The organism is Arthrobacter sp. B0316-1-20 (genome assembly GCF_059091865.1).
In genome coordinates this window covers 1-27,000 of sequence record NZ_JBNHHC010000024.1, presented here as the reverse complement: position 1 = coordinate 27,000, position 27,000 = coordinate 1, and the positions used below count along the sequence as shown (strand labels likewise).

Below are 27,000 nucleotides of genomic sequence, written 5' to 3'. Positions count from 1 at the left end.
ACGGTAACGTTTTCCCTATGGCTGAGTCTGACGTTCGCGAGTATCCCTTCGGCACCCTGGTCACCGCTATGGTCACCCCCTTCACCGAGGAGGGCGAGGTGGACTACGGGAAGGCGGCGGAACTGGCCGACAAACTGGTCCAAGACGGCTGTGACGGGCTCGTCGTTACCGGCACCACCGGCGAAACATCAACGCTCACGGATGACGAGAACGAAGCGATGTTCCGCACGGTCGTAGAGGCAGTCGGTGGACGGGCCAAGGTCATTGCCGGATCCACCACCAACGACACGCGCCACTCCATCAACCTGTCCCGGCGTGCCGCCGCCGTCGGCGTGGACGGCTTGCTCATCACCGCTCCGTATTACAACAAGCCGAGCCAGGCCGGCGTCCAGGCCCACATCGAAACCATCGCTTCCGCCATCGGCCTGCCGGTCATGGTGTACGACATCCCCGGCCGCGCGGGCATCTCGATCGCGACGGAGACCCTGATCCGGCTGGCAGAGCACCCGCTCATCGTGGCACTCAAGGATGCGAAGGCGGACTACGGCGAGACCACCCGCGTCCTGGCCAACACGGACCTGGACGTCTATTCGGGCGACGACGGGCTGACCCTGCCGCTGATGGCGGCCGGAGCCGTGGGCGTGGTGAGCGTGACCGCCCACGTGGCCACCCGGCAGTTCCGCGAACTGGTCGATGCCGCGCTGGCGGGGGACTTCGCCACCGCGCGCCGGCTCCACTTCGAATTGGACCCGGTGATCCGGGCCGTGATGACCCACGTGCAGGGCGCAGTCGCCGCCAAGCAGGTCTTGAAGTGGCAGGGTGTCCTGCCCAACTCGGTGGTCCGGCTGCCGCTGGTGGAACCGTCGGAGGCCGAGCTCGCGCCCGTCCGCGCTGACCTGGTCGAGGCCGGCTGGGCGCTGGAGGCCCTGAACGCCCGATGAGCGAATCCACGCTGACCCAGCTGCGCACCCCGCCCGCCCTCGAACCGGGCACGCTCCGGATCGTTCCGCTCGGCGGACTCGGAGAGATCGGCCGCAATATGGCCGTCTTCGAGATCGACTCGAAACTGCTGGTGGTCGACTGCGGCGTGCTTTTCCCGGAAGAGCACCAACCCGGGGTGGACTTGATTCTGCCGGACTTCTCCTACATTGAGGACCGGCTCGACGACGTCGTCGGCGTGGTCCTGACCCACGGGCACGAGGACCACATCGGTGCCGTCCCGTACCTTTTACGGATGCGGCAGGACATTCCGCTGATCGGTTCGCAGCTGACCCTGGCCCTGGTCGAGGCCAAGCTGGTTGAACACCGGATCAATCCCTACACGCTCACCGTTGCCGAAGGGCAAATCGAGCAATTCGGGCCCTTCGAATGCGAATTCGTAGCGGTCAACCACTCGATCCCGGACGCGCTGGCGGTCTTCGTCCGGACCGCTGCCGGCACCGTACTGCACACCGGCGACTTCAAGATGGACCAACTGCCGCTGGACGGGCGGATCACCGACCTGCGCGCTTTCGCCCGCCTCGGCGAGGAGGGCGTGGACCTGTTCATGTCCGACTCCACCAACGCCGACATTCCCGGCTTCACCACCGCGGAAAAGGAAATCGGCCCGGTACTGGAGCGTCTCTTCGGCCAGGTGCAGAAACGCATCATCGTGGCCTCCTTTTCCTCCCACATCCACCGCGTCCAGCAGGTGCTCGACGCCGCTGCCGCGCACGGCAGGCATGTTGCCTTCGTCGGCCGCTCCATGGTGCGCAACATGAACATCGCCGCCAAACTGGGCTTCCTGAATGTTCCCGAGGGCATCCTGGTGGACCTGAAGAACGTGGAGGACTTTCCGGACGACCGGATCGTGCTGATGTCCACCGGATCGCAGGGCGAGCCTATGGCTGCCCTGTCCCGAATGGCCAACGGCGACCACCGCATCCAGGTCGGCAAGGGGGACACGGTGATCCTGGCGTCGTCGTTGATTCCCGGCAACGAAAACGCTGTCTTCCGGGTCATCAACGGCTTGTTGAAGCTCGGCGCCGACGTGATCCACAAGGGCAACGCCAAGGTCCACGTGTCCGGACACGCTGCTGCCGGCGAGCTGCTGTACTGCTACAACATCCTGCGGCCTAAGAACGCCCTGCCGGTGCACGGCGAGACCCGCCACCTGATTGCCAATGGACGGCTGGCCGAGCAGACCGGCGTGCCGGCGGAAAACGTCCTGCTGGCGGACGACGGATCGGTTGTCGACCTGAAGGACGGCACCGCACGGATCGTCGGCCAAATTGAATGCGGCTACGTGTACGTCGATGGATCAAGCGTTGGCGAGATCACCGACGCCGACCTCAAGGACCGGCGGATCCTGGGCGAGGAGGGGTTCATCTCCGTCATCACCGTGGTCAACCGCAGCACCGGCCAGATTGTCTCCGGGCCGGACATCCACGCCCGCGGTTTCGCCGAGGATGATTCGGTCTTCGACGACATCAAACCGAAGATCATCAGCGCGCTCGAAGAGGCAGTGGTCAACAACAAGGACCACACGACGTACCAGCTGCAGCAAGTGGTGCGCCGGGTGATCGGCACGTGGGTGAACAAGCGGCACCGCCGCCGGCCAATGATCGTCCCGGTGGTCCTGGAGGCCTGACCGGGTCCGGCGCAGCTGCTCCTCGCGGGCCAAATCCCGCGGATGGGCAGCTTCAGCCGGTAACCTTGCGACTATGGCGACTCGTACTTCCCCTGCCCGAAAAGGCACCCAGCAGTCGCGCGGTAAGGGTACAGGCACTACTGCGCGCTCCTCAGCGGGGCGTTCCAGCAAGACCAAAGTGCTGGCTGTGCAGCCCCCCGAGGAGCAGCTGCCGCTGCTGCCAAGGATGATCCACGGGCTGTGGATGAGCCTGGCCCGTCCGGTGGCAGCGGGCGTACGGAAACTGGGTCCCGATGTCCGGCCCGACCACGAATTGCGCCGCGACGGCACCGGATTCTTCCTGCTGCTGCTGGCCGCCTGCGTGGCCACCGTGGAGTGGTGGGCCCTGGACGGCTGGTTCGGAGACGTGGTGCACGCGGTGGCCGGCGGAACCTTCGGCTGGATGGCGCTGGTGCTGCCGGTACTGCTGCTGATCATGGCCGTGCGCCTGATGCGCCACCCGGAGGAGTCCCAGGCCAATAGCCGCATCTCCATTGGCCTCGTCCTTGCCCTCGCATCGGGCTCCGGCCTCGCGCACGTGATCGGTGGCCAGCCCGCCCTGGCGGACGGCTTCGACGCGTTGTGGGCAGCCGGCGGGATGGCCGGCTTCCTGCTCGCGGCCCCGCTGGCGGCGGTCAGCTTGTGGCTGCCGGTCGCCGTCTACGGACTGCTGGCCTTCACCAGCATCCTGATCATCACCGCCACGCCGTTCCGCCATATCCCGGTGCGTCTGCGGATGCTCTACGAGCGCCTGATGGGCCAGGACCCGTCCGCCGAAGCAGCGCCGTACCAGCCGCGCGACTCGCACGATCAGAGCTACCTCTACGCCGCCGAGGCTCCGGTCAAGGAACGCAAGCCGCGGCGCAAACTCTTCGGCAAGCGCAAGGCCGAAGAAGCCGGCACCGACGATGAGGGTTTCTACTTCGACGAAGCCTTCGAGACCGCGGTGATCGAGGACAAGGAGGAGCCGGAGGACCAGGCCCCGCCGGAGGAATCGGCTCCGGCCGTGCCGCCGGGAGTGCGGCGGCCCACCCAAGCAGAGCTGGCGGTCGAGAAGATCAAGCGGGACCAGGGACTGGTCCCCGAAGGTGCTACCGAAGCGCTGCCGGTACTGCCCGCCGCCCCGCCTGCCTCCGCCGCCCCCTCGGTGCCGTCCAATCCGGTGCAGCCGCAGCCGCCGACCACCCCAATCCCGCAGCGCACCGAACAGCTGCAGTTGGCCGGTGACGTCGCGTACACGCTGCCGCCGTCCGATTTCCTGCCGCCCGGACCGCCGTCGAAGGAACGCTCGGAGGCGAACGACGCCGTCGTCAACGCCCTGACCGAGACGCTGGACCAGTTCAAGGTCGATGCGAAGGTGACCGGGTTCTCCCGCGGGCCGACCGTGACACGCTACGAAATCGAGCTCTCGCCAGGGACCAAGGTGGAGCGCGTCACGGCGCTGTCCAAGAATATTTCGTACGCCGTGGCCAGCTCCGATGTCCGCATCCTGTCGCCGATCCCGGGCAAGTCCGCGATCGGCATCGAGATCCCGAACACCGACCGCGAGACGGTGTCCCTGGGCGACGTGCTGCGCTCGAACAACGCCCGCAAGACCGACCACCCGATGGTCATGGGCGTGGGCAAGGACGTGGAGGGCGGCTTCGTGCTGGCCAACCTGGCCAAGATGCCGCACCTGCTCGTCGCCGGCGCCACCGGTGCGGGCAAGTCCTCGTTCGTGAACTCGATGATCACCTCCATCCTGATGCGGTCGACGCCGGACGAGGTGCGGATGGTCATGGTGGACCCCAAGCGCGTGGAACTGACCGCGTACGAGGGCGTGCCGCACCTGATCACACCGATCATCACCAATCCGAAGAAGGCCGCCGAGGCGCTGCAGTGGGTGGTCCGCGAGATGGACACGCGCTACGACGACCTGGCCAACTTCGGCTTCAAGCACATCGACGACTTCAACAAGGCCGTGCGCAACGGCAAGGTAGTTCCGCCGGCCGGCTCCAAACGCGTGGTCAAGCCGTATCCGTACCTGCTGGTGATCGTGGACGAGCTCGCCGACCTGATGATGGTCGCCCCGCGGGACGTCGAGGACTCGATTGTCCGCATCACCCAGCTGGCCCGTGCCGCCGGTATCCACCTGGTGCTGGCCACCCAGCGCCCCTCGGTGGATGTGGTCACCGGCCTGATCAAGGCCAACGTCCCGTCCCGGATGGCCTTCGCGACCTCGTCCGTGACCGACTCCCGCGTGGTGCTGGACCAGCCCGGCGCGGAGAAACTGATCGGCCAGGGCGACGCCTTGTTCCTGCCGATGGGTGCCAGCAAGCCGATGCGTGTGCAGGGCGCCTGGGTTTCCGAGTCGGAAATCCATAGGGTCGTTGAACACGTCAAGGGGCAATTGCAGGCGGTCTACCGCGACGACGTCGCCGTCGAGGCGCCGAAGAAGCAGATCGACGACGATATCGGCGACGATCTGGACGTGTTGCTGCAGGCCACCGAACTGGTGGTCACCACCCAGTTCGGTTCCACCTCGATGCTCCAGCGGAAACTGCGCGTCGGGTTTGCCAAGGCCGGCCGCCTGATGGACCTGTTGGAATCCAGGGGAGTAGTGGGTCCGTCCGAGGGCTCCAAGGCACGCGACGTGCTGGTCAAGCCGGACGACCTCGCCGCGACGCTGGCCGCCATCCGGGGCGACGAGCCGGCAGCCGCTGCCCCCGGCGAGGCCGGGGCTGCGGACCCGCTGACCGAGGCGCTGGCGGACAATGCCAATGCCAACCATGGGTTCGAGGGCCCGCGCGACCTGGTCGCTGAGGACCTCGACGCCCGGCCCCAGGCGGTGGATTATTACGACGGCGACGAGGACGATGCCGGGTCCGAGGACGCCTGGAACCTGACCGGGAGGTGACGTCCGCGGGCTGCTGCGAGTCGGCCGGCGGCCGAAGCGATCGGCAGGCGGGTAGCCTTGAACGCGTGACTGATTCAGTGTCCCGGCCCGTGCCCCTGCTCAACATCGCCAATGTCCTGACGACGGTGCGGATCCTGCTGGTTCCGTTCTTCATCTGGTTTCTGCTGGCTGACGGCGGCGCCGGGGGAGTGTTCCGCTGGCTGGCGGTGTTGGTTTTCGCCGTCGCTATCTACACAGACAAGCTAGATGGCGATCTGGCCCGCAGCCGGGGCCTGATCACCAACTTCGGCAAGATCGCCGATCCGATCGCCGACAAGCTCCTGATTGGTTCGGCCTTGGTCCTGCTATCGGTGTTGGGCGACCTGCCGTGGTGGATCACCATCGTTATTCTGGTCCGCGAGCTGGGCATCACCGTGCTGCGTTTCGTCGTGATTCAGTACGGGGTCATGCCGGCTTCGCGCGGCGGCAAACTGAAGACCGTACTCCAGACGCTGGCGATCTTCCTCTATCTGCTGCCGCTGGACACCTGGCTGGGCCCCTGGGCCGTCTGGGTTGCCTTCGCCGTCATGATGCTGGCGGTCGCTGTCACCGTGGTGACCGGCGTCGACTACGTCGTGAAAGCCCTGAAGTTGCGCCGCGCTTCCCTCGCAGGCAGCGAGGGCCAGCGATGAACACCAGCCCGGCCGCGGCCGTGGTTGCGGCAGCCATCGCCCGGAAACTGACGGTGGCCACGGCCGAATCATTGACGGCCGGAATGGTCGCGGCCGAACTGGCCACCGTGCCCGGGGCGTCGGGCACGCTCCAAGGCGGTATCGTGTCCTACCAAAGCCAGATCAAGGCGGCCGTGCTCGGCGTCGACGCGGACCTGTTGGCGCGCGAGGGGGCAGTCACCGAAGCCGTCGCCTGCCAAATGGCCGAGGGAGCCAGGCGCGTGCTGCAGGCGGACATCGCGGTATCCACCACCGGCGTTGCCGGGCCGGAACCGCACGGGGGCCGGGAGGTGGGAACCGTGTGGATCGGCGTCGCAGCCCCCCAAGGAACACGGGCCGTTGAATTCCGCTTCGACGGGGACCGCGGCCGGATCCGGCAGCAGGCCTGCGAAGCCGCCATCACTGAACTGGGCCGGGCGGTCGACGCTGAGGAGGCAGTTCCATCGGGATTGCAGATTTGAGCCCGGGGAACAAAAATATTGATCCAGTAGTTATCAAAGGTGTCAGCAGCTGTTAGGTTGTTGGCCTAGGCTTGAAACCAGCGGCAGATGCCGCCCACCTTAAGAGGGAGCAAGGCGATACAGATGGTAAAGCAGCCCGTGTCCGTAAACGGTGTAGTCCGTTGGCGTGATGTGGGATTGGCCGAAGAACCCCGTAGGGAGCAGAAGGAGCGCAAAATGGTAGTGCTGCGACACGAAATTGGCGATGTCCTCCGTGATGTCCGGCAGCGGCAGGGACGAACCCTGCGTGAAGTGTCGCACAGCGCCCGCGTCTCCCTTGGCTACCTGAGCGAAGTCGAACGCGGCCAGAAGGAAGCGTCGTCTGAACTGTTGTCCTCGATCTGCTCGGCACTGGACGTCCCCCTGTCGCACATGCTGCGGGAAGTGAGCGACCGGGTCGCAGACGCCGAGGGCGTGGTCATTCCCGATACCGTTCCGCAGGAGCTCTCTCGCGAGTTTGTCGGCGATATTCCCGACGAACTGCCCGAGGAACTCCGCGGTTTGGCTTCCGCCCGATACTGACCAAAGACCCTAACGGGCCGCTTCCGCCACTACGGCTGAAGCGGCCCGTTTCATTGTGCCTGCAGTGTTCGCTGTGCCCGGCCGTGCCTGGCCGGACGGCTGCCCTTAATGGAACGGCGGCTCGTTGGCGTAGGAGGCGTTCAGCCGGTCCAGCAGCTGTCCCAGCGTTGACAGGTCTTCGACGGACCAGTCGCCCAGTCGCTCGTGAAAGGCGATTTTGCGGGCGGCCTGCGCCTCGGCCAGTTTTTCCAACCCTGCGGGTGTCAGGGTGATTGACTGCGCCCGCCCGTCCAATGGATCCGCCTGCTTGCCCACCAATCCCAGCTGCTCGAGCATGGCAATTTGGCGGCTGACAGAGGGCTTGCCGACGCCAATGGCCGCCGCCAGTTCCGTGAGCCGCAACGAATGCTCCCGCTGAAGGATCAGCAGAAGCCCGTAGGCGGCCGGCTCCATGTCCGGGTGCACGGTTCGCGCCACCCGGTGGGAGTTCGCCCTGGCCCGGCGCCAGAGCAAGCTCAACTGCCGTTCAAGAGCTTCGATGGCATTATCGAACGCTGCATCTGCGCTGTCCGCGGCATGGTCTGTCATGGCCTTATTCTAATGAGCGCCGGGGCCGGCGCAGAGAATCTGCTGCGGACGCGCCGCAGGCCGCTTGCAGCTTCGCAGAATCTTGACGCGGGCCGTCCGTGTAGGAGGGACACGTGAGAAGATGTACGCGTGCGAATCAGTGACTTCTGGCGGTTGATGGACGACGAATTCGGGTCTGCCTATTCGCATGTCCTCGCCGCGGATTTGGTGCTGGGGCAACTCGGCGGGCGGACCGCCACCGAAGCGTTGGCCGCAGGAATTCCACCGAAAACGGTGTGGCTCGCCGTCTGCGATATTCAAGATGTTCCGCAGGAGCGGCGCTGGGGCAAGGACCGCGAGCCACGCGGCTGAGCGGACACGCCCTGACGAAAACAACGATATGTTCGAAAGTGTGTTCGGGTCCCGCTAAACTTCTACACAGAGCGCCGAGAGGCCGGATTATCCACACGCTCCGCTGCCGATCCCGATTTTGTCCGAGCCGGACGCTACGGTCGGAAGAGTCAAGACAGACAAGGCCCGAGGGCCGCAAGAGACTGAGGTGAACAATGGCCGCACCAGCTGACCGCGAGAAGGCACTGGAAGCTGCACTGGCGCAGATCGACAAGCAGTTCGGCAAGGGCTCGGTGATGCGGCTCGGCGACGACACCCGCGCCCCCATCGAAACGATCTCCACCAGTTCGATCGCCCTTGATGCCGCCTTGGGCATCGGCGGCCTGCCTCGGGGCCGTGTGGTTGAGATCTACGGTCCGGAATCCTCGGGTAAGACCACTGTGGCGCTTCACGCCGTCGCCAGCGCCCAGCGCAACGGCGGAATTGCTGCCTTCATCGACGCCGAGCACGCGCTGGACCCGGAATATGCCAAGAAGCTCGGTGTGGACACTGACGCGCTGCTGGTATCACAGCCGGATACCGGCGAGCAGGCGCTGGAAATCATGGACATGCTGATCGGCTCCGGCTCGCTCGACATCATCGTGATCGACTCCGTCGCAGCCCTGGTACCGCGTGCGGAAATTGAAGGCGAAATGGGCGACAGCCACGTCGGCCTCCAGGCCCGATTGATGAGCCAGGCGCTGAGAAAAATTACCGGGCGGCTGAACCAGTCGAAGACCACTGCCATTTTCATCAACCAGTTGCGCGAAAAGATCGGCGTGTTCTTCGGCAGCCCGGAGACCACCACCGGCGGTAAGGCGCTGAAGTTCTACGCCTCGGTGCGCATCGACGTACGCCGCATTGAGACCTTGAAGGATGGAGCCAATCCGGTGGGCAACCGGACCCGGGCCAAGATCGTCAAGAACAAGATGGCGCCGCCGTTCAAGCAGGCAGAATTCGACATTCTGTATGGCCACGGCATCTCGCGCGAGGGCGGTCTGATCGACATGGGTGTGGAGCATTCACTCGTGAAAAAGTCTGGCGCCTGGTTTACCTATGACGGCGACCAGCTCGGCCAAGGCAAGGAAAACGCCCGCAAGTTCCTGATCGACAACCCGGACCTGGCAGATGAGCTGGAGCGCAAGATCCGGCAGAAGCTCGGCATCGACGCGGTCCCGGACAACGGAGAAGAGGGCGGGCCGAAGCTCAAGGCCGTCGACGGATTCTAAGTGGTGCCCAGGCACGGACAAGGCGGCCCGACGCCGGGCAGCCCAGCGGATCTAGGCCCGGACGCCGACCCTTACGGCGTCGCCCGCTCGGTGGTCCTGCGCTCACTGACACAATCCCCGAAGAGCCGCGCCCAGCTGGCTGCGAAGCTGGCTGAGCGCGGCGTCCCGGGTGACGTCGCCGAGGCAGTACTCGAGCGGTTCGAAGAGGTCAACCTCATTGACGACGCCGAGTTCGCCCGAATGTGGGTGCAAAGCCGGTCACAGACCCGTTCGCTGGCACGGGCAGCGCTCAAGCGTGAGCTTGCCGATAAAGGCATCGTCGGCGATATGGCCGAGCAAGCGCTGGACCAGCTGTCGGCTGACGACGAGCTGGAAGCAGCCCGCAGCTTGGTCCGCCGCAAAATCCGTCCCGATTGGCAACTGCACGACCGCTCCGAACGGGACAAGCACCTGCGCCGGCTGGTTTCCATGCTGGCCCGCAAGGGTTACTCTGCGTCGCTGGCCTTCCGGGTTGCGGATGAAGAACTCGGAGCTGCAGGCACCCCGGACTTCTGACGCGGCACGGCGTCAGGCGGAGGACCGGCCGCCATCAGCGTCGTTATCGTTTTGAGACTTTTCCCGGGTTCGATTACCGTAGTGCGACTGTGAGTGCACCGCAGAACGAACGTCGTCAGAAAACCCAGCAACGCCGGCGTGGCCGCAGGCAACGCCGCCTCAGGATCGCAGCAGGCCTGACACTATGTTCTGTTGCCGCGGTGGGCACAACTGGAGTTGTCAGCGGCGTCGGCACAGGGCAAGACGCCTCGGAAGTCGTGAGATCGATTACAGCACCCCTCATGGAGTTTGTCGGCTTAGCTGATCCTGCCGAACGGCGTGGCCAGGTAGCGGGTGATGACCTCCACCAGCAAGCTGCGGGGGCACCTACAAGTACCGCCGCCGGGAACAAGTCCGCGAAGTCGGGTCAGGCGGGCCAAGAGGCAGCGGGCAAGGATGCCGCGCGGCCGGGTCAGGCACGCCAAGAGGCAGCGGGCAAGGATGCCGCGCAGCCGGGTCAGGCACGCCAAGAGGCAGCGGGCAAGGATGCCGTGCAACCGGGTCAGGCGGGCCAAGAGGCCGCAGGCAAGGATGCCGCGCAGCCGGGTCAGGCACGCCAAGAGCCAGCAGTGAAAAAGACCGCTGCCGCGAAAGCTGAAGGGGAAGCACCCGCCGGTGGGAAAGAGGCAGAAAAACCGGCAGCCGCCGAAACGCCAGTACAGCGTGATACCCAAGGGGGGAGCGCTGGCCAGCGGGCTGCTGAAGCAAGGGCGGCCCAAGAGAAAGCTGCCGTCGAGGCGCAAGAATCGCGGAACGATCCGAGCCTTGCCAAGGCCTACATGGAAAGGGCGCTGGCCTCCTTCGGCTGGGGTGCCGGACAATTGGGCTGCCTCGAAAGGCTCTGGGACAGTGACCAATCCCGCGGCGCACATGGCATTCCTCAGAGCCCGTTCCATGACAAGACGGCCGCCGGCGCCGACTGGCAGACAAACTTCGAGACACAGGTCGATTGGGGGCTGGGCTACATCGAGTCCCGCCACGGCTCCCCGTGCTCGGCCTTGAACTTCCACCTGGCCAACAATTGGTACTAATTCCGGACCGGCTGCAGATTGTGGCTAGTCCGGCCGCAGGCCGTACCCTTGTAAGGTGAGTTTGACTGTCCCCGCCCCCATCATCGAGAAGCAGCCGGAAGCCCGCACCTATCAGGTGCGCACCTTCGGCTGTCAGATGAACGTGCACGATTCCGAGCGGCTTGCCGGGCTGCTCGAAGCCGCCGGGATGGTCGAAGCCCAAGCCGGGCAGGCCGACGTCGTGGTCTTCAACACCTGTGCGGTTCGGGAGAACGCGGACAACAAGCTGTACGGCAATCTGGGCCAGCTGGCCCCGGTCAAGGAACGCCATCCCGGGATGCAAATCGCCGTTGGCGGCTGCCTGGCCCAAAAAGACCGCGAGACGATCCTGAAAAAGGCGCCTTGGGTAGATGTGGTCTTCGGCACGCACAACGTGGGTTCGCTCCCGGCCTTGCTGGAGCGTGCCCGGCACAACAACGAAGCGCAACTGGAAATCCTGGAATCGCTCGATGTGTTTCCCTCGACGCTGCCCACCAAGCGCGATGCGGTGTACTCCGGCTGGGTCTCCATCTCCGTCGGCTGCAACAACACCTGCACGTTCTGCATTGTCCCGTCGCTGCGCGGCAAGGAACGCGACCGCCGGCCGGGCGAGATCCTGGCGGAGGTCCAAGCACTGGTCGACGACGGCGCCATTGAAGTCACGCTGCTCGGGCAGAACGTGAACTCCTACGGGGTGGAGTTCGGTGACCGCGGAGCCTTCGCCAAGCTGCTGCGCGCCTGCGGCAGCATTGACGGCCTGGAACGGGTGCGCTTCACCAGTCCGCACCCGGCCGCCTTCACCGACGACGTCATCGACGCCATGGCCGAGACCCCCAACGCCATGCCGCAGCTGCACATGCCGCTGCAGTCCGGCTCGGATAAGGTCCTGAAAGACATGCGCCGGTCCTACCGCTCCAAGAAGTTCCTGGGCATCCTGGACAAGGTGCGTGAACGGATTCCCCATGCGGCCATTTCCACCGACATCATCGTCGGGTTCCCCGGTGAGACCGAGGAGGACTTCCAGGCAACGCTGGCGGTGGTGGAACAGGCCCGTTTCGCCAGCGCCTTCACCTTCCAGTACTCCAAGCGGCCCGGCACCCCGGCCGCCGAGCTGCCGGACCAGCTGCCCAAGGCCGTGGTCCAAGAACGCTACGAGCGCTTAACCGCCTTGCAGGACAGGATCGCCGCGGAAGAAAACGCCAAACAGCTGGGCAGCCAGGTTGAGGTCATGGTCACCGCGCAGCAAGGACGCAAAGCAGGGGAGACCCACCGGCTCTCCGGCCGGGCCCGCGACCAGCGGCTGGTGCACTTCTCCGTGCCCGATGGCGCGCAGGCACCGCGTCCTGGCGACTTGGTTACGGTGACGGTCACCGAAGCTGCCCCCTTCCACCTGATCGCCGATCCGGTTTCCGCCTCGGACTACCAACTGCGCCGCTCGCGCGCCGGGGATGCGTGGGACCGCTCCCAGGCGGACTCCTGCGGGGTACCCGCGGCCCCGGGCAGCAAACCGGCCCAGGTTTCGCTGGGCATGCCCGCGCTGCCGGTCCGGCCCGCCTGAGCGCGATGCCGGCCGACCAACACAGCCAGCAGGACAGCCCGGCGGTTATCGCCGTCGTCGGCCCCACCGGATCCGGAAAATCCGATCTCGCCGTCGAGCTGGCCCAACGGCTGGACGGAGAAGTGATCAACGCCGATTCCATGCAGTTCTACCGCGGAATGGACATCGGGACGGCCAAGATGACGGTGGCCGAACGGCAAGGGGTGGCCCACCACCTGCTGGACATCCTCGACGTCACGGAAGAAGCGAGCGTCTCGGCCTACCAGCAGCGGGCCCGCGACGCGATCGAGGCCATTCACAACCGGGGCCGCCGGGCCATCCTTGCCGGCGGGTCCGGGCTGTATGTCCGCGCGGCCATCGACGCGATCGAGTTTCCCGGCACCGACCCGGCCCTGCGCCGCGCCTTGGAGGAAGAGCTGGCCAGCCGCGGCCTCGAGGCAATGCGGGAACAGCTCCGGGACGTTGATCCGGTCTCGGCCGGCCGGCTGGGCGACGCCCGGCGGGTGGTTCGTGCGCTGGAAGTGCGGCAGCTGACTGGGCGTCCCTTTAGCTCCTACATGCCAGAACGGCAGTACGTCCGCCCCACCGTGCAGATCGGCCTCCAAGTGGACCGCGAACAGCTCAAGCACCGCCTTGCCCGCCGCGTTCATGCGATGGTCGAGAGCGGCCTGCTGGACGAAGTCGCCGCACTGGACCGGCGGGGCCTGCGGCAGGGCCGGACGGCCTCGCGCGCGCTCGGCTACGCCCAGTTCCTCCGGGTGCTCGACGGCGAATGGAGCCAAGACACCGCCGTCGAGGACACCATCACCGCCACCCGCAAATTCGCCCGGCGCCAGCTGACCTGGTTCCGGGCTGATCCCCGGATCCACTGGCTTGACTCGCAGGATCCACTGTTGGCGGATAAGGCAGCCGGGCACCTCGCTAAGCTGGAAGCGTGATCACACCCCTTCCTGACCATTTGTCCGCCCTGTCCGGGCTGTCCTTTGCCAAAGGGCATGGAACCGGCAACGACTTTGTGCTGATTGCCGATCCGGAAGGGGTCAAGGACATTACGCCCCAGGCCGTGGCTGCGCTGTGCCACCGACATCTGGGCATTGGTGCGGATGGGCTGATCCGTGCCGTCCGTTCAGAGCACCTGCCCGAGGGCAGGGAACTGCTGGCGGCGGCGCCCGAGGCCGAGTGGTTCATGGACTACCGCAACGGTGATGGCTCAGTCTCCGAGATGTGCGGCAACGGCGTCCGCGTCTTCGTGCATTTCCTGCTGGCCGAGGGGCTGGTCGAGCTGGCGGCGGGGGAGTCTTTGACGATAGGGACCAGGGCGGGGACCAAGGTCATCCGTCGGTCTGCCAATGGCTACGCGGTGGACATGGGTCCTTGGGAATTCATTTTCCCCGCCGAGGCTGCAGCCAGGGCCATGGACTCCACCGTCAGCGCCGGCGGCCTGGAAGTACCGCGGCCGGCCCTGTCCGTGAGCATGGGCAACCCGCATACCGTCGTGGCTCTTGCCGGACTCGAAGAACTTGCTGCCACCGAACTGTTCGCAGCGCCGGCAGTGGATCCGCTTCCCGCACACGGAACCAACGTGGAATTTGTGGTGCCGGCAGAACCCCTCGTCGCCGACGGAGCCGGGCACATCAGCATGCGGGTGCACGAGCGGGGGGTGGGGGAGACACAGTCCTGCGGGACAGGTGCCTGCGCTGCCGCCGTTGCCATCCGCTACTGGGCCGGTAACGGAGCTCCCGATGACTGGCAGGTCGGAGTCCCCGGTGGGACAGTCCGCGTCCGGTTCCTCCCGGCGGCGGACGGGCGCGAACATGTGGAGCTGAGTGGTCCGGCCGTGCTGGTGTCCCGCGGCACCGTGGTCTGAGGGAAGCGGTTCAGCCTGCGCGCCGGACGCAGAGCACGCGGAAGGCCTTGGCGGTGCTTTCCCGGCTGACGGAGAAGTCCGGCGGCAGTTCGTTCGAGAGCCAGCGCTGCAGCGAGTCCGACCCCAGATTCTTCTGGACCACCAGCCAGGCGGTGCCTCCCCGCGCGAGCCTGGGCAGCCACAGCAACAACAGCTCGTGAAGTTCACTCTTGCCGATCCGGATCGGCGGGTTTGACCAGATGGTTTCGAACTGCAGCGACGGGTCCACTTCGTCCGGCAGGCAGGCATGCACGTTGTCCAGACCCAACGACGCGGCGTTGTCGTTGGTCAAGGCAACGCTGCGCTCGTTGACGTCGACGGCCCACACCGTGGCTCCGGGAGACTTCAGGCCCATGGTCAGCGCAATCGGGCCCCAGCCGCAGCCTATGTCCAGCAGATTGCCTGCGGCAGCCGGCGGCGGAACCTCGGCCAGTAGCACCGCCGTGCCCTTGTCGACACCGTCCGGACTGAAGATGCCGCCAGCCGTCTGCAGCTGGCGCGGGCGGCCGTCCAGCTCGACCTCCAGGGTGCGACGAACCTCGGGTTTGCCTGGTTGCGGGCTGAAGTAGTGCTCTGTTCCCATAATCGGCCAGATTAGTGCGCGCATAGCGGAATCGGTATCAAGGCGGACCTAAGCTGCTCCGGCTCTGGTAGCGTTTCCACCATGAAGAAGTAATGATTGCGCCGCAACAAGCTGGCCCGTTCACCATGGGACAGCGCGTGCCGTTGGTTGAGAATCCATTCTCCCCGGACGCCGGGCAATCACCGTTCCTCGAAACTCTTGTGGAACGCCTCACCTCCGCAGCCGCGCGATACCGGCTGCTTCACGGTCCCGGTGCCGGGTATGCCGGCCGCACCTGCAGGCGCCAGCAGCCATGCATATCCTGCCCCGCACCAATGGGGCCCATGCCAGGAGGACTTTTGGCCAATCATCCACAAACCGCATCTTCGGGCTCTGCCGGACGCACCCCGGAGGACTACGATAAGACCACGGACATTTCGAAGGAGAGCATGACCACCAACAGCCCCCAGCCGTCCCCGGAACCGGAAATGACGCCGGATGAGATTCAGGCCGTCATTGACCGCATTCTTGCCCGAGACACTGCGGCACGCAGCAACCCGGGCATCGCCGGACGAGCGCAGGCCCTGTCCGAACTTGATTCCGAGCATTCCGAATTCGACGGCGACCAGCAGGACTTGGCCGAACGTCGTGCCCTCCGCCGCGTCGCAGGCCTCTCCACCGAGCTGGAAGACGTCACCGAGGTCGAGTACCGGAAACTGCGCTTGGAACGCGTGGTTCTGGCCGGTCTCTGGACCGAAGGCACGGCCGACGACGCAGACAACTCCCTGCGGGAACTGGCGGCGCTGGCGGAGACCGCCGGGTCCGAAGTGCTGGACGGCATTGTGCAGCGCCGAATGAAGCCGGATCCGGGCACTTTCCTCGGTTCCGGAAAAGCCCAGGAACTGCGGGACATCGTGATGTCCACTGGTGCGGACACAGTTATTGTCGACGGCGAACTCTCGCCTTCGCAGCGCCGCGGCCTGGAAGACATCGTCAAGGTCAAGGTCATTGACCGCACGGCGCTGATCCTGGACATCTTTGCGCAGCACGCGAAAAGCCGCGAAGGCAAGGCCCAGGTCGAGCTGGCCCAGCTGGAGTATCTGCTGCCGCGGCTGCGTGGCTGGGGCGAGTCTATGTCCCGCCAGGCCGGTGGCCGGGTTGGAGCTGCCGGCGGCGGCATCGGTTCGCGCGGACCCGGTGAGACCAAGATCGAACTGGACCGCCGTCGTATCCGCACCAGGATGGCCAAACTGCGCCGCGAAATCGCGGGCATGAAGCCGGCCCGGGAAACTAAACGGGCCAACCGCCGCCGCAATGCCGTGCCGTCGGTGGCCATCGCCGGCTACACCAACGCCGGTAAGTCGTCGCTACTCAACCGGCTGACCGATGCCGGCGTGCTGGTGGAGAATGCGCTTTTTGCCACCTTGGACCCCACCGTCCGCCGCGCGGAGACGCCCGACGGCATCGGCTACACGCTCGCCGACACCGTCGGTTTCGTCCGTTCGCTGCCAACACAGCTGGTGGAAGCCTTCCGCTCCACGCTGGAAGAAGTAGCCGACGCCGATGTGATCCTGCATGTCGTCGACGTCTCACACCCCGACCCGGAGGGCCAAATCGCCGCGGTGCGGGAGGTGCTCACCGAGGTGGAGGCACGGCATATTCCCGAAATCGTGGTGCTGAATAAGGCCGACGCCGCCGATCCTTTTGTGGTCGAACGCCTGCGCCAGCGCGAACCGAACCATGTTGTGGTGTCGGCACGCACCGGCCAAGGCATGGATGCGCTGCTGCGAAAGATCAGCGAGACCATCCCGCGGCCAAGTGTGAAGCTGCGGCTGCTGGTGCCCTACGACCACGGCGAAGTTATCAACCGTTTGCACAACGAGGACGCCGAAATCCTCGCGATGGAGCACGGAGAAGACGGCACACGGCTCGATGTGCTGGTGCGTGAGGGCCTGGCCGCGGAGCTGGAGCGATTCCTGCGACATGACTGATACCCGGGTTCCGGCCGGCGAGGCATTGCGGCTGCTTGATGTCGCAGTCCAAGGCATGGGCGGCCAGCATCGCGCCGGCCAGCATGAGATGGCTGCCAAAGTGGCCGAGGCTTTCGACCGCCGGCAGCATCTGTTGGTGCAGGCGGGCACCGGCACCGGCAAGTCCTTGGCCTATCTGGTCCCGCTCCTGGTGCAGGCGCTGGAGGGGGAGAAGCCCGCCATCGTCTCGACCGCGACCCTGGCCCTGCAAGCGCAAATCGTGAAACGGGATCTTCCGCGGCTGATGGAAGCCGTCGCCGATGAGCTTCCCCGACCGCTGGACGTAGCTCTGCTCAAAGGGCGGAACAATTACGTCTGCCTGCATAAACTGGCCGGCGGCTTTCCGGACGAAGACGCTCCCGCCACGCTGTTCAGCCTGGGCGAGGACGCCGTCCCGCACCCGGCTCCTGCCGCCGGAGGGGCTTCCACGGGGGCAGCGAGTGCGTTGGGCAAGGAGGTGCTGCGCCTGCGCGAATGGGCGCAGGAGACCGAGACCGGTGATCGCGATGAACTGGTACCCGGTGTCAGCGACCGGGCGTGGCGCCAGGTCTCCGTGGGATCGATGGAATGCCTCGGCGCGCAAAAGTGCCCCCTCGCCGCTGAATGCTTCAGCGAACTGGCGCGAGGGCATGCGGCAGAGGCGGACATCGTGATCACTAACCATGCCATGCTCGCTATCAATGCCTTCGAGGGCGTCGCAGTGCTCCCGGACTACGACGTGGTGGTCATTGATGAGGCCCACGAACTGCAGGACCGCGTGACCAGCGCCGTGGCCGGGCAGCTGTCCGCGGCCATGGTCCGCACCGCGGCTTCCACCGCGCGCAAGCACACCGGGATCAGCGTGGAGCCTCTTAACTCGGCTGCCGGTGCGCTGGAGGATGTTCTGGAGCCCCTGCCGAGCGGATTACTGGCCTCCGGCCTGCGCGAGGAGCATGAACTGGTGCTCATGCAACTGCGGGAGGCCGCCCGCGCAGCGCTATCCGATTCCAAACCCGAGGGATCAGGCGCGGCGGACGGCGGGAGGCAAATGGCCCGTTCCCGTCTTTCTGCGGTGCTGGAAATGGCTGAACGGCTGCTCTCGGCAGCCGATTCCCGCGAGGTTATTTGGGCAACCCGCCCCAGCACGTACGGCGAGACCGGCGACTACGTCGCCAGCGATGACCAACCGGCAACGCTCAACATTGCTCCGTTGTCTGTCGCGTCCAGGCTGCGCGAAGGGCTGTTCGACGAACACACAGTCGTGCTGACGTCTGCCACGCTGTCGGTGGGGGGAACCTTCGACGCCGTTGCCGGTTCGCTCGGACTGTTGGGGGCCGGGGCGCCGGCCTATTCGAGCGCCGATGTGGGCAGCCCTTTCGATTACCCCCGCCAGGGGGTGTTGTATGTGGCATCGCATTTGCCCAAGCCGGGCCGCGGCACCAGCCCGGAGCAGCTCGACGAACTCGAGGAGCTGCTGCAGGCCTCACGCGGCGGTGCCCTCGGGTTGTTCTCCTCGCGACGTGCGGCAGAAGAAGCTGCCGCTGAAATACGCAAACGCACCGACCTGACCATCCTGTGCCAGGGCGAATCATCAATGGGGGCCTTGGTCCGCCAATTCGCCGATGAACCGGACACTTGCTTGTTCGGCACCATGACGCTGTGGCAGGGGGTCGATGTTCCGGGCGAGGCATGCCGGCTGGTAGTCATCGACCGCATTCCGTTCCCGCGGCCCGACGACCCCTTGACCACCGCCCGTACCCGGTCGGTGGCCCAGGCCGGAGGAAATGGTTTCATGACGGTCTCGGCCACCCACGCCGCGGTGCGGCTGGCACAGGGGGCCGGCCGTTTGATTCGTGCCGCCAATGACAAGGGTGTTGTGGCCGTGCTGGATTCCCGTCTGGCCAACGCCCGCTATGGGAATTTCCTCCGCAGCGCCCTGCCGCCGTTTTGGAGCACAAAGGACGGCGCGATCGCCCGCCAGATCCTGGAGCGGCTGGCGGCTGCCGCAGCCTGAACCGGCGGCGGGGACCGGGTCACCGCCGCCGATTCAGGCGAGTTGAACCGGGGATCGCGACCTACCGGTCAGAGTGCGCGCATGACGGAGACAACTTTGCCCATGATGGTTGCGTGGTCCCCCAGAATCGGTTCATAACGCGTGTTCTGCGGTAGCAGCCAGGTGTGCCCATCGCGCTGCCGGAACGTCTTCACCGTTGCCTCGTCGTCGAGCAGCGCCGCCACAATGTCGCCGTTCTCGGCGGTATGCTGCTGCCGAACCACCACCCAGTCGCCGTCGCAGATGGCAGCGTCAATCATCGAATCGCCGGAGACCTTAAGCATGAACAACTCACCGTGCCCCACCAACTGCCGGGGCAGGGGCATAACGTCTTCGACCGCCTGATCAGCCAGAATCGGTCCGCCGGCGGCGATCCGGCCCACCAACGGCACCATCGCCGTATCCGATGACGTGGTGAGTTCGGACACTGCGACGCCGCTGGAGCTGCGCAGCTGTTGCGGCTCGTCGACGCCCACTATTTCCACGCCACCGTGCTCGAGTGTCAGCGGAGTGAGGATCTCCATGGCCCGCGGGCGCTTCGGATCCCGCCGGATGTAGCCCATCTTCTCGAGTTGAGTCAGCTGGTGGGTGACGCTGGACAAGCTTGCCAAACCGACAGTGTCGCCGATCTCGCGCATGGACGGAGGGTACCCGTGGGCAAGAACGGAGCGCTGAATGGTTTCCAGGATCTTCTTCTGCCGCGGGGTCAGGCTGCGCCCGACCTTGACGGGACGGCCGCGTCGCCGTGCTCCGGCAGTGGTGGTGGTCTCTTCGGACATGTCCGGCCCCGGTCTTCCCATGATGGTCCAGGTGCCGTTCCGGCTGATACGGAACCGGCACTCGGAATGCTGTCTCGACTGTTCTGTCAGTGGCGGCTGATGCACTGCAACTCACAGCCGCTTATGCCTCCAACGCTAGGCGAGGTGGTGAGGAATTTCAAACATTTGTTCGACTGAGTCTCGACAACAGTCGATCACCAGTGCTAGAACTGTAGAAGACAGATTCGAAGATGTGTTCGAACGCAGTGGTTTGATGATCGAAACCAGTCGAAATAGATCGAAAATCGGAAAGGTGGCACCATGTCCGCCCAGCTCGCACCGCAGACCGCAGACTTTCGCGCTTACACCCGCCTCCGGCTCACCCGCCGGGGCCGTTTGCTGCTGATTGGCCTGCCGCTCATGCTTGCCGCGGCCACTGCGCTCACCTTGATCGGTTTCTTCACTGCACCGGCAATGGCCACTGCCGGGGGTTTGGGGCCCGGGCCCGCTGTGACTGTTACGGTCGGCAGCGGGCAGACACTGTGGGACGTGGCAGTGCGCTCCGCCCCCAACCGCAATCCGCATGATGTCATCTTCGAGATTGCGCAGCTGAACGGTCTGGGCGGGGACATTGTGCATGCCGGCCAGCAGCTGCTCGTGCCGTCGACGCGGTGAGCAACCGTAATATGAGCCGCTTTGGTCCGCCCGATTCCTGCCCCGGGCGGACCGAAGCTTAAGCTGGATCGGTGAGTGAGCAGCTAGAACGCCTGAACCGTCTGCCGTTACGGGAGAATCTCCGGGGCCTGGAGCCCTATGGCGCACCCCAGTTAGAGGTGCCCATTCTTCTCAATGTCAACGAAAACACGCACGGGCTGCCCGAGTCGGTGCATCAGGCCATCGTCTCTGCCGTCAGTACCGCTGCTGCTGGCTTGAACCGGTATCCGGACCGCGAGTTTGCCGAACTTCGGACGGCCTTGTCCCGCTACCTGGGACATGGCCTCACGGCAGAGAACATTTGGGCGGCCAACGGCTCGAATGAAGTGCTGCAGCAGATCCTCCAGGCCTTCGGCGGACCGGGCCGGACCCTGCTGAGTTTCCCACCGACGTATTCCATGTACCCACTGCTGGCCAGCGGAACCGACACCGAGTATGTTGCCGTCCCGCGGGGAGCAGACTTTACGCTTTCTCCGGAAGCGGCGGCCGCCGCCGTCTCGGAGACTGCCGCGAACGTCGTCGTCCTTTGCTCCCCGAACAACCCGACGGGCACCGCTCTGGGGCTTGACGTTGTCGAGGCCGCCTACGAGGCGGGGGAGGCGTCCGACGCCATCGTGATCGTGGACGAGGCTTACGCCGAATTCGCCCACGCTGGAACGCCGAGCGCGCTGACGCTGCTGCCCGGCCGCGAGCGGCTCATAGTTTCCCGCACCATGAGCAAGGCTTTCGCCCTGGCCGGCGCCAGAGTGGGATACCTTGCCGCTGCGCCGCAGATTGCCGATGCCCTGCGCTTGGTTCGCTTGCCCTACCACCTGTCCGCCGTCACCCAGGCGACGGCGTTGGCCGCACTGGAACATGCCGATGCGCTGCTGGCCAACGTTGAGGACATCAAGACCCAGCGGGACCGCATCGTCGACGAGCTGGCCGACCTGGGGCTGAAACCAGCACCGTCCGATTCCAACTTTGTGTTCTTCGGCGGCCTGGAAAACCCGCACGCGGTGTGGCAGGGACTTCTGGAAGCCGGTGTGCTGATCCGCGACGTCGGAATTCCCGGACATTTGAGGGTAACCGCGGGCACTGAGGCCGAGACCACAGCCTTCCTCGACGGCATCAAGGCTCTGATGTCGAGCCGGGTCTCCTAAACTTGTAGTAAGAGCGCACCGGCTTCGGCCGGTCGACCATTTCGTCAAAGGACTCCCATGACCGTGGACACCACCACCGGACGTACCGCACGCCTCGAACGCATCACCAGTGAGTCGTCCGTGCTGGTTGAACTGGATCTCGATGGCACTGGCCGTTCCGAGATCAGCACCACCGTGCCGTTCTACGACCACATGCTGACGGCCCTGTCGAAGCATTCGCTGATCGATTTGACCGTGCAGGCCACCGGCGACACCCACATTGACGCCCACCACACGGTGGAAGATGTCGCCATCACGATCGGCGACAGCTTGAAGCAGGCACTGGGCAACAAAGCCGGCATCCGCCGGTTCGGCGAAGCGACGGTGCCGCTGGATGAGGCGCTGGCCCATGCCGTCGTCGACATCTCCGGCCGCCCCTACCTGGTGCACTCGGGAGAACCGGCGGGCCAGGAATACCACCTGATCGGCGGACACTTCACCGGATCGCTGACCCGCCACGTTTTCGAATCCATCACGCTGCACGCCCAGATCTGCCTGCACATGCGCGTGCTGGGCGGCCGCGACCCGCACCATATCGTTGAGGCCCAGTTCAAGGCATTCGCCCGGGCACTGCGCGCCGCCGTTGAACCCGATCCCCGAGTCGAGGGCATTCCCTCAACGAAGGGTGCCCTATGACGGCTGGCCCCAAAGTCACGGTACTGGACTACGGATCCGGGAATGTGCGCTCGGCGGTCCGGGCGCTGGAACACGTCGGTGCCAACGTCACGCTCAGCCATGCTTCCGAGGATGTACTCAACGCCGACGGCCTGTTGGTGCCCGGTGTCGGTGCGTTCGCCACGGTTATGGAAGGGCTGAAGTCTGTTGACGCCCTTCGCTGGATCGGACGCCGGGTGGCCGGCGGCCGGCCGGTACTGGGCATTTGCGTGGGCCTGCAGGTCATGTTCGAAGAAGGCGTGGAACACGGCGTCCGCACTCAGGGGATCGGGGAATGGCCCGGAGTCGTGGAAGCGCTGCCAGCGGAGGTGGTGCCGCACATGGGGTGGAACACCGTTGATGCCGCGGAAGGCAGCCGACTGTTCGCCGGCATCGAAGACGAGCGGTTCTACTTTGTGCACTCCTACGGGGTGCAGCACTGGAACTTTGATGTCACCCAGCCGGCGATGACGCCGCCGCGGGTGACCTGGTCCACCCACGGGGCCCCGTTCATCGCAGCCGTTGAAAACGGCCCGCTGAGTGCTACGCAATTCCATCCGGAGAAATCCGGGGACGCCGGCGCGGAGTTGCTCCGCAACTGGCTGAAGACGCTGCGGTAGCCGTGGGCAGCCTCCTCCTCATGGCCCTGGCCGGGCTGCTGGCCGGCGGGGCCATCTCGTTCCGGCAACAGCGGCTGCCCAAGTGGTCGGCCATCGTCTTCTGGATTTTGGCCGGTATGTCCCTGCTGGCGGCCTACCTGCTCACCCTCGGTCCGACCGAGTAACCACCCACAGCCCGCGCAGCTGACGGCGCAGAAAGCGGAATCACTATGACGAACCAAACGCCCATCCTTGAACTCCTGCCCGCGGTCGACGTAGCAGACGGCCAGGCAGTCCGGCTGGTCCAAGGTGAAGCCGGCAGCGAGACCGGCTACGGCGACCCGCTGGACGCTGCCATGGCGTGGCAGAACGACGGGGCGGAGTGGGTGCACCTTGTGGATCTCGACGCGGCCTTCGGCCGAGGCAACAACACCGAGGTGCTGCGCCGCGTCGCCGACGAGCTGAAGATCAAGGTGGAGCTTTCCGGCGGCATCCGCGATGACGAGTCCTTGGAACGGGCGCTGGAGTTTGGTGCCGCCCGCGTCAACCTGGGCACCGCTGCTCTGGAAAACCCGGAGTGGACCGCGCGCGCCATTGAACGGCACGGGGACGCCATCGCTGTCGGCCTTGATGTCCGTGGCACGACGCTTGCGGGCCGCGGCTGGACGAAGGAAGGCGGAGACATCTGGGAGGTCCTGTCCCGCCTCGAAGATGCCGGTTGTGCCCGGTACGTGGTGACCGATGTGACCAAAGACGGGACACTGCGCGGGCCGAACATCGACCTTCTGCGGCAAATGTGCGAGCGGACGGACAAGCCGGTGGTGGCTTCCGGCGGCATTTCCAGCCTGGAGGACCTGCGCGCCCTGCGTGAACTCGTTCCGACGGGAGTCGAAGGAGCGATTGTCGGCAAGGCGCTCTACGCGGGCAAGTTCACCCTTCCGGAAGCCCTCGACGTCGCCGGACGGCGCTGAGGAACCAGCGTGGGAAAGAAGGAGCTGCCCGCCCACATTGCTGCTGCTTTGGCGGGAGCGGGCGGTGCGAAGGATTCGGCGGGCCAAAGCTGGGCCGGGCGGGACCTGAGCGGCACGGGAAATCCGCTGCACCAGTTCGATCACGACGACGGCGGCACCGATCCGGCCTATGAGGCTGCGCTTCAGTGGCTGGCCGCCGGCACCGGCGGGGAAGCGGAAGTGGTGGCCGCGTTGGCCAACGCCCGGGTCTTCGTCCCCATCGTCGCCACGCTCGGAGAAGCGGCGGAGGGCGCCGATGGCCTGACTGCGGACAAGCAGGCGGATATGGCCTTGGTGACCCTGCAAGCCCCGGACGGGCGCCGGGCGCTTCCCGCGTTCAGCAATACCGCCGCCCTTGAAGCCTGGCATCCCGAAGCCCGACCGGTCGCCGTCTACGCTCCGCGGGCGGCTTTGGCGGCAGTGTCGGAAGACGCAGAATTGATGGTCATGGATCCGGGCGCAGACCTGACCTTCGTGGTCCGGCGGCCGGCCGTGTGGGCGTTGGCCAAGCAGCACGAATGGGTGCCCTCCTATCGCGATCCGGCGCTGCTGGACTGGGTGGCCGAAGCGACCAGCACCGAAGAAGCTGTCATGGCCGCTTCCGTTGCACCGGGCGCCGGCATCGCGGTCCGGACGGCGGATGGATCGGTGGTGGCAGGCGGAGGCCACGGCCCGGAGCTTCGCTTGGTGCTGCAGGTGCGTGACGGCCTCGGCCGCGAGCAGTTGGCTGACATGGCAAGGCGGATCCAAGAGCGGCTGCAGGCACGGCCGGAGTTTGCAGAGCGCGTGGATTCGCTGGAGCTGAAGTTCACCCGCTGAGCTTGGCGGGGATCCGCCAGCACGCGTTGCAGGAAAGACAAGAACGACGCCGGTGCGCGCACCGGCGTCGTTCTTCTCAGTTCCGTAGTTCTTGCCAGGCTAGTTGACCGGACCGGTGAACTTCTCGCCCGGGCCCTTGCCCGGCTCGTCCTGGATGACGGAAGCCTCGCGGAAAGCCAGCTGCAGGGAGCGGAGGCCGTCGCGTAACGGGCCGGCATGCTGGCTGCCGATTTCCGGCGCAGCAGCGGTCACAAAGCCGGCCAGCGCGGTGATCAGCTTGCGGGCCTCGTCCAGATCTTTGAGCTCTTCCGCGTCGTCGCCGGCGGCCAAACCGCATTTAACCGCGGCGGCACTCATCAGGTGGACAGCCGCGGTGGTAATGACTTCCACGGCGGGCACTTCGGCGATGTCGCGCATCTGGCCCAGGACTTCCTGTTCCTGGGTGGAAGCAGAACCTTCGTCTGGCGCGAAGCTATGGCGGTGACCGTCGGTCTGCGGATTGTTATCTGAGCTGCTCATACTGGTAAGCTTGTCACAGACCAATTGGATCCGGTGACTTATGTGCCTGAGAGCACGTGGCGAAGCGGGGTCCAATCTGCAAGCGGAGACCTCTCCCACCCGTCGGTATGGCTAGCCAGAGCTGCCGGGTTTCGGTCGGCAGGGTGTGGCCGGCAACCTTCGAGAAGGTTGCCCAGCTCCAGTCCGGAACCTTCCAGTTCCTCCCTGCCGCCACTTCGAGGCCTTCGGTTGCGCTTGCAATGGGAGGCCTTCTTTCATTGCCGGCGGCAGACGAATATCAGTGACAGGAGCCACCCATTAGCGAGCCAAGAATCAACGATCGTATCCGTGTTCCCGAGGTGCGGTTAGTCGGACCGAACGGTGAACAGGTAGGCATTGTGCGCATCGAGGATGCGCTGCGTCTGGCCACCGAATCGGATCTTGACCTGGTTGAGGTCGCGCCGCAGGCAAAGCCTCCGGTGTGCAAGCTGATGGATTTTGGCAAGTACAAGTACGAGGCTGCGGTCAAGGCACGCGAGGCGCGCAAGAACCAGACGAACACCGTGCTCAAGGAGATCCGGTTCCGGCTGAAGATCGACAAGCACGACTACGAGACGAAGCGCGGCCATGCGCTGCGGTTCCTCGCGGCCGGTGACAAGGTCAAGGCCATGATCCAGTTCCGCGGCCGTGAACAGCAGCGCCCGGAAATGGGCATCCGCCTGCTGCACAAGTTCGCCGAGGACGTCGCCGAGGTCGGCGTGATCGAATCGACTCCGCGGATTGACGGCCGCAACATGGTCATGGTGATCGGCCCGACCAAGAACAAGGCCGAGGCTAAGGCAGAGGCCCGTCGCGCCGCGCAGAAGGCAGACGCCAAGGCAGCGAACGAGGCCGGCAAGCAGCGGGTGGAAACCTCCGCCCATGAGGAACCGTTCACGCAGAGCCTGGGCGACGTGGCACCGGGCCTTGCCGCCATGGCAAGCCAGTCGGAGGAAGCCGCCGAAGCACCTGTCGAGCAGGCCGCACCGGCTGTCGCCGAGCCTGAAGCCCAGGCTGTTGTTGAGCCCGAAGCACCAGCCGTGGTTGAGCCCGAGGCCAAGCCGGAGGAACAGCCCGAAGCGAAACCTGCAGCGGCGCCGAAAGCGAAGCCAGCGGAAGAGGCAAAGCCTGCCGCTCCGGCTAAGCCTGCAGCGGAGGCCAAGCCTGCCGCTCCCGCTAAGCCTGCGGCACCTGCCGAGGCCAAGCCCGCGGCGCCCAAGCCCGCAGCCCGGCCCAAGCCGGCAGCGCGGCCTGCCGCCCCCAAACCTGCTGGCCGGTCCGGTTCCAAGAGCTAAGACCGTCCAGAGAGCATCCGGCATCCCGCCGGGCACAGCCCTGTGCCCGGTGCCGGTAGACAAGTAAACCGCCGGTGCCCGTAGCGGCACCGCACGAGCCGAAGGTCCGCAACGACCTGAGGAAGACGTAAGGAGAACGGCAGCCATGCCGAAGCAGAAGACCCACAGCGGCGCCAAGAAGCGCTTCAAGCTCACCGGCAGCGGCAAGCTCAAGCGCCAG

Annotated in this window: 29 protein-coding genes; 24 read left to right on the top strand and 5 right to left on the bottom strand. The window is 65.6% G+C overall.

The genetic code is table 11. The features are described 5' to 3' along the window. Nucleotides 1-17 precede the first annotated feature (17 nt). The 6 genes from dapA to AC5RW2_RS28695 all read left to right on the top strand — a co-directional run bounded on the left by dapA (nucleotide 18) and on the right by AC5RW2_RS28695 (nucleotide 7,296). Entirely contained in the window at nucleotides 18-941 is a 924-nt protein-coding gene (dapA, locus tag AC5RW2_RS28720) for a 4-hydroxy-tetrahydrodipicolinate synthase (protein ID WP_493952374.1), read from the top strand. After that, nucleotides 938-2,629 (top strand): ribonuclease J, encoded by a 1,692-nt coding sequence (locus AC5RW2_RS28715; RefSeq protein WP_493952373.1) that lies wholly within the window; start codon nucleotides 938-940, stop codon nucleotides 2,627-2,629. The genes dapA and AC5RW2_RS28715 overlap by 4 nt, the downstream gene beginning before the upstream one ends. A 73-nt stretch (nucleotides 2,630-2,702) precedes the next feature. Further along, nucleotides 2,703-5,564 (top strand): FtsK/SpoIIIE family DNA translocase, encoded by a 2,862-nt coding sequence (locus AC5RW2_RS28710; RefSeq protein ID WP_493964050.1) that lies wholly within the window; start codon nucleotides 2,703-2,705, stop codon nucleotides 5,562-5,564. A 65-nt stretch (nucleotides 5,565-5,629) separates the two neighbouring features. Next, on the top strand, nucleotides 5,630-6,235 hold the full coding sequence (gene pgsA / locus AC5RW2_RS28705; RefSeq protein WP_493964051.1) for a CDP-diacylglycerol--glycerol-3-phosphate 3-phosphatidyltransferase: 606 nt from the start codon (nucleotides 5,630-5,632) through the stop codon (nucleotides 6,233-6,235). Further along, nucleotides 6,232-6,735 carry a CinA family protein gene (locus AC5RW2_RS28700; RefSeq protein ID WP_493964052.1) on the top strand — a complete coding sequence of 168 codons (504 nt, stop codon included), beginning with the start codon at nucleotides 6,232-6,234 and terminating at the stop codon, nucleotides 6,733-6,735. The genes pgsA and AC5RW2_RS28700 overlap by 4 nt, the downstream gene beginning before the upstream one ends. Before the next feature lie 123 nt (nucleotides 6,736-6,858). Then, complete coding sequence (locus tag AC5RW2_RS28695; RefSeq protein WP_493939756.1) at nucleotides 6,859-7,296, top strand: helix-turn-helix domain-containing protein; 438 nt, start codon at nucleotides 6,859-6,861, stop codon at nucleotides 7,294-7,296. Nucleotides 7,297-7,401: 105 nt separating this feature from the next. Here the strand turns inward: AC5RW2_RS28695 and AC5RW2_RS28690 are convergent, their stop codons facing one another. Beyond that, nucleotides 7,402-7,884 carry a MarR family winged helix-turn-helix transcriptional regulator gene (locus AC5RW2_RS28690; RefSeq protein WP_493952369.1) on the bottom strand — a complete coding sequence of 161 codons (483 nt, stop codon included), beginning with the start codon at nucleotides 7,882-7,884 and terminating at the stop codon, nucleotides 7,402-7,404. Nucleotides 7,885-8,013: 129 nt separating this feature from the next. On the opposite strand from AC5RW2_RS28690, the gene AC5RW2_RS28685 reads away from it, so the two are divergent. The 3 genes from AC5RW2_RS28685 (at nucleotide 8,014) to AC5RW2_RS28675 (ending at nucleotide 10,037) form a co-directional block, all read left to right on the top strand. Beyond that, entirely contained in the window at nucleotides 8,014-8,235 is a 222-nt protein-coding gene (locus AC5RW2_RS28685) for a DUF3046 domain-containing protein (protein WP_493952368.1), read from the top strand. Between the two features lie 194 nt (nucleotides 8,236-8,429). Further along, nucleotides 8,430-9,482, top strand: a complete 1,053-nt coding sequence (gene recA / locus AC5RW2_RS28680) for a recombinase RecA (RefSeq protein WP_493952367.1) — start codon at nucleotides 8,430-8,432, stop codon at nucleotides 9,480-9,482. A 3-nt stretch (nucleotides 9,483-9,485) separates the two neighbouring features. After that, nucleotides 9,486-10,037 (top strand): regulatory protein RecX, encoded by a 552-nt coding sequence (locus AC5RW2_RS28675; RefSeq protein WP_493964053.1) that lies wholly within the window; start codon nucleotides 9,486-9,488, stop codon nucleotides 10,035-10,037. A 296-nt stretch (nucleotides 10,038-10,333) separates the two neighbouring features. Here AC5RW2_RS28675 and AC5RW2_RS28670 read toward each other — a convergent pair whose 3' ends face one another. Continuing rightward, nucleotides 10,334-10,636, bottom strand: a complete 303-nt coding sequence (locus AC5RW2_RS28670; RefSeq protein ID WP_493964054.1) for a hypothetical protein — start codon at nucleotides 10,634-10,636, stop codon at nucleotides 10,334-10,336. 9 nt (nucleotides 10,637-10,645) lie between these two features. Here AC5RW2_RS28670 and AC5RW2_RS28665 point away from each other — a divergent pair, with 9 nt between their 5' ends. The 4 genes from AC5RW2_RS28665 to dapF are packed head-to-tail and all read left to right on the top strand — an operon-like array spanning nucleotide 10,646 to nucleotide 14,550. Next, entirely contained in the window at nucleotides 10,646-11,107 is a 462-nt protein-coding gene (locus AC5RW2_RS28665) for an aggregation-promoting factor C-terminal-like domain-containing protein (protein WP_493964055.1), read from the top strand. A gap of 55 nt (nucleotides 11,108-11,162) precedes the next feature. After that, nucleotides 11,163-12,683, top strand: coding sequence for a tRNA (N6-isopentenyl adenosine(37)-C2)-methylthiotransferase MiaB (gene miaB, locus AC5RW2_RS28660; protein WP_493952363.1), 1,521 nt, complete (start codon nucleotides 11,163-11,165; stop codon nucleotides 12,681-12,683). A 5-nt stretch (nucleotides 12,684-12,688) separates the two neighbouring features. Then, nucleotides 12,689-13,621 (top strand): tRNA (adenosine(37)-N6)-dimethylallyltransferase MiaA, encoded by a 933-nt coding sequence (gene miaA, locus AC5RW2_RS28655; protein WP_493964056.1) that lies wholly within the window; start codon nucleotides 12,689-12,691, stop codon nucleotides 13,619-13,621. Continuing rightward, nucleotides 13,618-14,550 (top strand): diaminopimelate epimerase, encoded by a 933-nt coding sequence (gene dapF / locus AC5RW2_RS28650; RefSeq protein ID WP_493964057.1) that lies wholly within the window; start codon nucleotides 13,618-13,620, stop codon nucleotides 14,548-14,550. Before miaA ends, dapF begins: the two co-directional genes overlap by 4 nt. 10 nt (nucleotides 14,551-14,560) lie before the next feature. On the opposite strand, the gene AC5RW2_RS28645 is transcribed toward dapF, so the two are convergent. Continuing rightward, nucleotides 14,561-15,172 (bottom strand): class I SAM-dependent methyltransferase, encoded by a 612-nt coding sequence (locus tag AC5RW2_RS28645; RefSeq protein WP_493952360.1) that lies wholly within the window; start codon nucleotides 15,170-15,172, stop codon nucleotides 14,561-14,563. Nucleotides 15,173-15,600: 428 nt separating this feature from the next. On the opposite strand from AC5RW2_RS28645, the gene hflX reads away from it, so the two are divergent. Further along, nucleotides 15,601-17,142, top strand: coding sequence for a GTPase HflX (gene hflX / locus AC5RW2_RS28640; protein WP_493964058.1), 1,542 nt, complete (start codon nucleotides 15,601-15,603; stop codon nucleotides 17,140-17,142). Beyond that, on the top strand, nucleotides 17,135-19,174 hold the full coding sequence (locus AC5RW2_RS28635; protein WP_493964059.1) for an ATP-dependent DNA helicase: 2,040 nt from the start codon (nucleotides 17,135-17,137) through the stop codon (nucleotides 19,172-19,174). The genes hflX and AC5RW2_RS28635 overlap by 8 nt, the downstream gene beginning before the upstream one ends. 68 nt (nucleotides 19,175-19,242) lie before the next feature. Here the strand turns inward: AC5RW2_RS28635 and lexA are convergent, their stop codons facing one another. Beyond that, on the bottom strand, nucleotides 19,243-19,992 hold the full coding sequence (lexA, locus tag AC5RW2_RS28630) for a transcriptional repressor LexA (RefSeq protein WP_493952357.1): 750 nt from the start codon (nucleotides 19,990-19,992) through the stop codon (nucleotides 19,243-19,245). A gap of 300 nt (nucleotides 19,993-20,292) precedes the next feature. On the opposite strand from lexA, the gene AC5RW2_RS28625 reads away from it, so the two are divergent. The 7 genes from AC5RW2_RS28625 to AC5RW2_RS28595 all read left to right on the top strand — a co-directional run bounded on the left by AC5RW2_RS28625 (nucleotide 20,293) and on the right by AC5RW2_RS28595 (nucleotide 24,948). After that, entirely contained in the window at nucleotides 20,293-20,646 is a 354-nt protein-coding gene (locus AC5RW2_RS28625; RefSeq protein WP_493952356.1) for a LysM peptidoglycan-binding domain-containing protein, read from the top strand. 71 nt (nucleotides 20,647-20,717) lie between these two features. Continuing rightward, on the top strand, nucleotides 20,718-21,827 hold the full coding sequence (locus AC5RW2_RS28620; protein ID WP_493964060.1) for a histidinol-phosphate transaminase: 1,110 nt from the start codon (nucleotides 20,718-20,720) through the stop codon (nucleotides 21,825-21,827). 57 nt (nucleotides 21,828-21,884) lie between these two features. Continuing rightward, nucleotides 21,885-22,502 carry an imidazoleglycerol-phosphate dehydratase HisB gene (hisB, locus tag AC5RW2_RS28615; protein WP_493952354.1) on the top strand — a complete coding sequence of 206 codons (618 nt, stop codon included), beginning with the start codon at nucleotides 21,885-21,887 and terminating at the stop codon, nucleotides 22,500-22,502. After that, the gene (hisH, locus tag AC5RW2_RS28610; RefSeq protein ID WP_493952353.1) at nucleotides 22,499-23,140 is read left to right on the top strand and encodes an imidazole glycerol phosphate synthase subunit HisH; all 642 of its coding nucleotides are present in this window, start codon (nucleotides 22,499-22,501) and stop codon (nucleotides 23,138-23,140) included. The genes hisB and hisH overlap by 4 nt, the downstream gene beginning before the upstream one ends. 2 nt (nucleotides 23,141-23,142) lie before the next feature. Continuing rightward, nucleotides 23,143-23,304: a hypothetical protein gene (locus tag AC5RW2_RS28605; RefSeq protein ID WP_169303872.1), complete on the top strand. Its 162-nt coding sequence runs from the start codon at nucleotides 23,143-23,145 to the stop codon at nucleotides 23,302-23,304. A 45-nt stretch (nucleotides 23,305-23,349) separates the two neighbouring features. Beyond that, nucleotides 23,350-24,090 carry a bifunctional 1-(5-phosphoribosyl)-5-((5-phosphoribosylamino)methylideneamino)imidazole-4-carboxamide isomerase/phosphoribosylanthranilate isomerase PriA gene (gene priA / locus AC5RW2_RS28600; protein WP_493952352.1) on the top strand — a complete coding sequence of 247 codons (741 nt, stop codon included), beginning with the start codon at nucleotides 23,350-23,352 and terminating at the stop codon, nucleotides 24,088-24,090. A 9-nt stretch (nucleotides 24,091-24,099) separates the two neighbouring features. Then, a complete protein-coding gene (locus AC5RW2_RS28595) occupies nucleotides 24,100-24,948 on the top strand; it encodes an SseB family protein (RefSeq protein ID WP_493952351.1) in 849 nt (282 codons plus the stop codon). A 99-nt stretch (nucleotides 24,949-25,047) separates the two neighbouring features. On the opposite strand, the gene AC5RW2_RS28590 is transcribed toward AC5RW2_RS28595, so the two are convergent. Then, nucleotides 25,048-25,467 carry a DUF1844 domain-containing protein gene (locus tag AC5RW2_RS28590; protein ID WP_493939775.1) on the bottom strand — a complete coding sequence of 140 codons (420 nt, stop codon included), beginning with the start codon at nucleotides 25,465-25,467 and terminating at the stop codon, nucleotides 25,048-25,050. A gap of 338 nt (nucleotides 25,468-25,805) precedes the next feature. On the opposite strand from AC5RW2_RS28590, the gene infC reads away from it, so the two are divergent. Both infC and AC5RW2_RS28580 read left to right on the top strand, forming a co-directional pair. Continuing rightward, the gene (infC, locus tag AC5RW2_RS28585; protein WP_493964061.1) at nucleotides 25,806-26,780 is read left to right on the top strand and encodes a translation initiation factor IF-3; all 975 of its coding nucleotides are present in this window, start codon (nucleotides 25,806-25,808) and stop codon (nucleotides 26,778-26,780) included. A gap of 145 nt (nucleotides 26,781-26,925) precedes the next feature. After that, the coding region (locus AC5RW2_RS28580) for a 50S ribosomal protein L35 (protein WP_494074803.1) at nucleotides 26,926-27,000 on the top strand (75 nt) is incomplete at its 3' end.

Bases quoted from the DNA above. Each gene is read 5' to 3' on its own strand.
- dapA (WP_493952374.1), top strand. From the start codon at position 18: ATGGCTGAGTCTGACGTTCGCGAGTATCCCTTCGGCACCCTGGTCACC.
- AC5RW2_RS28715 (WP_493952373.1), top strand. From the start codon at position 938: ATGAGCGAATCCACGCTGACCCAGCTGCGCACCCCGCCCGCCCTCGAA.
- AC5RW2_RS28710 (WP_493964050.1), top strand. From the start codon at position 2,703: ATGGCGACTCGTACTTCCCCTGCCCGAAAAGGCACCCAGCAGTCGCGC.
- AC5RW2_RS28700 (WP_493964052.1), top strand. From the start codon at position 6,232: ATGAACACCAGCCCGGCCGCGGCCGTGGTTGCGGCAGCCATCGCCCGG.
- AC5RW2_RS28695 (WP_493939756.1), top strand. From the start codon at position 6,859: ATGGTAAAGCAGCCCGTGTCCGTAAACGGTGTAGTCCGTTGGCGTGAT.
- AC5RW2_RS28690 (WP_493952369.1), bottom strand. From the start codon at position 7,884: ATGACAGACCATGCCGCGGACAGCGCAGATGCAGCGTTCGATAATGCC.
- recA (WP_493952367.1), top strand. From the start codon at position 8,430: ATGGCCGCACCAGCTGACCGCGAGAAGGCACTGGAAGCTGCACTGGCG.
- miaA (WP_493964056.1), top strand. From the start codon at position 12,689: ATGCCGGCCGACCAACACAGCCAGCAGGACAGCCCGGCGGTTATCGCC.
- AC5RW2_RS28645 (WP_493952360.1), bottom strand. From the start codon at position 15,172: ATGGGAACAGAGCACTACTTCAGCCCGCAACCAGGCAAACCCGAGGTT.
- hflX (WP_493964058.1), top strand. From the start codon at position 15,601: ATGACCACCAACAGCCCCCAGCCGTCCCCGGAACCGGAAATGACGCCG.
- AC5RW2_RS28635 (WP_493964059.1), top strand. From the start codon at position 17,135: ATGACTGATACCCGGGTTCCGGCCGGCGAGGCATTGCGGCTGCTTGAT.
- lexA (WP_493952357.1), bottom strand. From the start codon at position 19,992: ATGTCCGAAGAGACCACCACCACTGCCGGAGCACGGCGACGCGGCCGT.
- AC5RW2_RS28625 (WP_493952356.1), top strand. From the start codon at position 20,293: ATGTCCGCCCAGCTCGCACCGCAGACCGCAGACTTTCGCGCTTACACC.
- hisB (WP_493952354.1), top strand. From the start codon at position 21,885: ATGACCGTGGACACCACCACCGGACGTACCGCACGCCTCGAACGCATC.
- hisH (WP_493952353.1), top strand. From the start codon at position 22,499: ATGACGGCTGGCCCCAAAGTCACGGTACTGGACTACGGATCCGGGAAT.
- priA (WP_493952352.1), top strand. From the start codon at position 23,350: ATGACGAACCAAACGCCCATCCTTGAACTCCTGCCCGCGGTCGACGTA.
- AC5RW2_RS28590 (WP_493939775.1), bottom strand. From the start codon at position 25,467: ATGAGCAGCTCAGATAACAATCCGCAGACCGACGGTCACCGCCATAGC.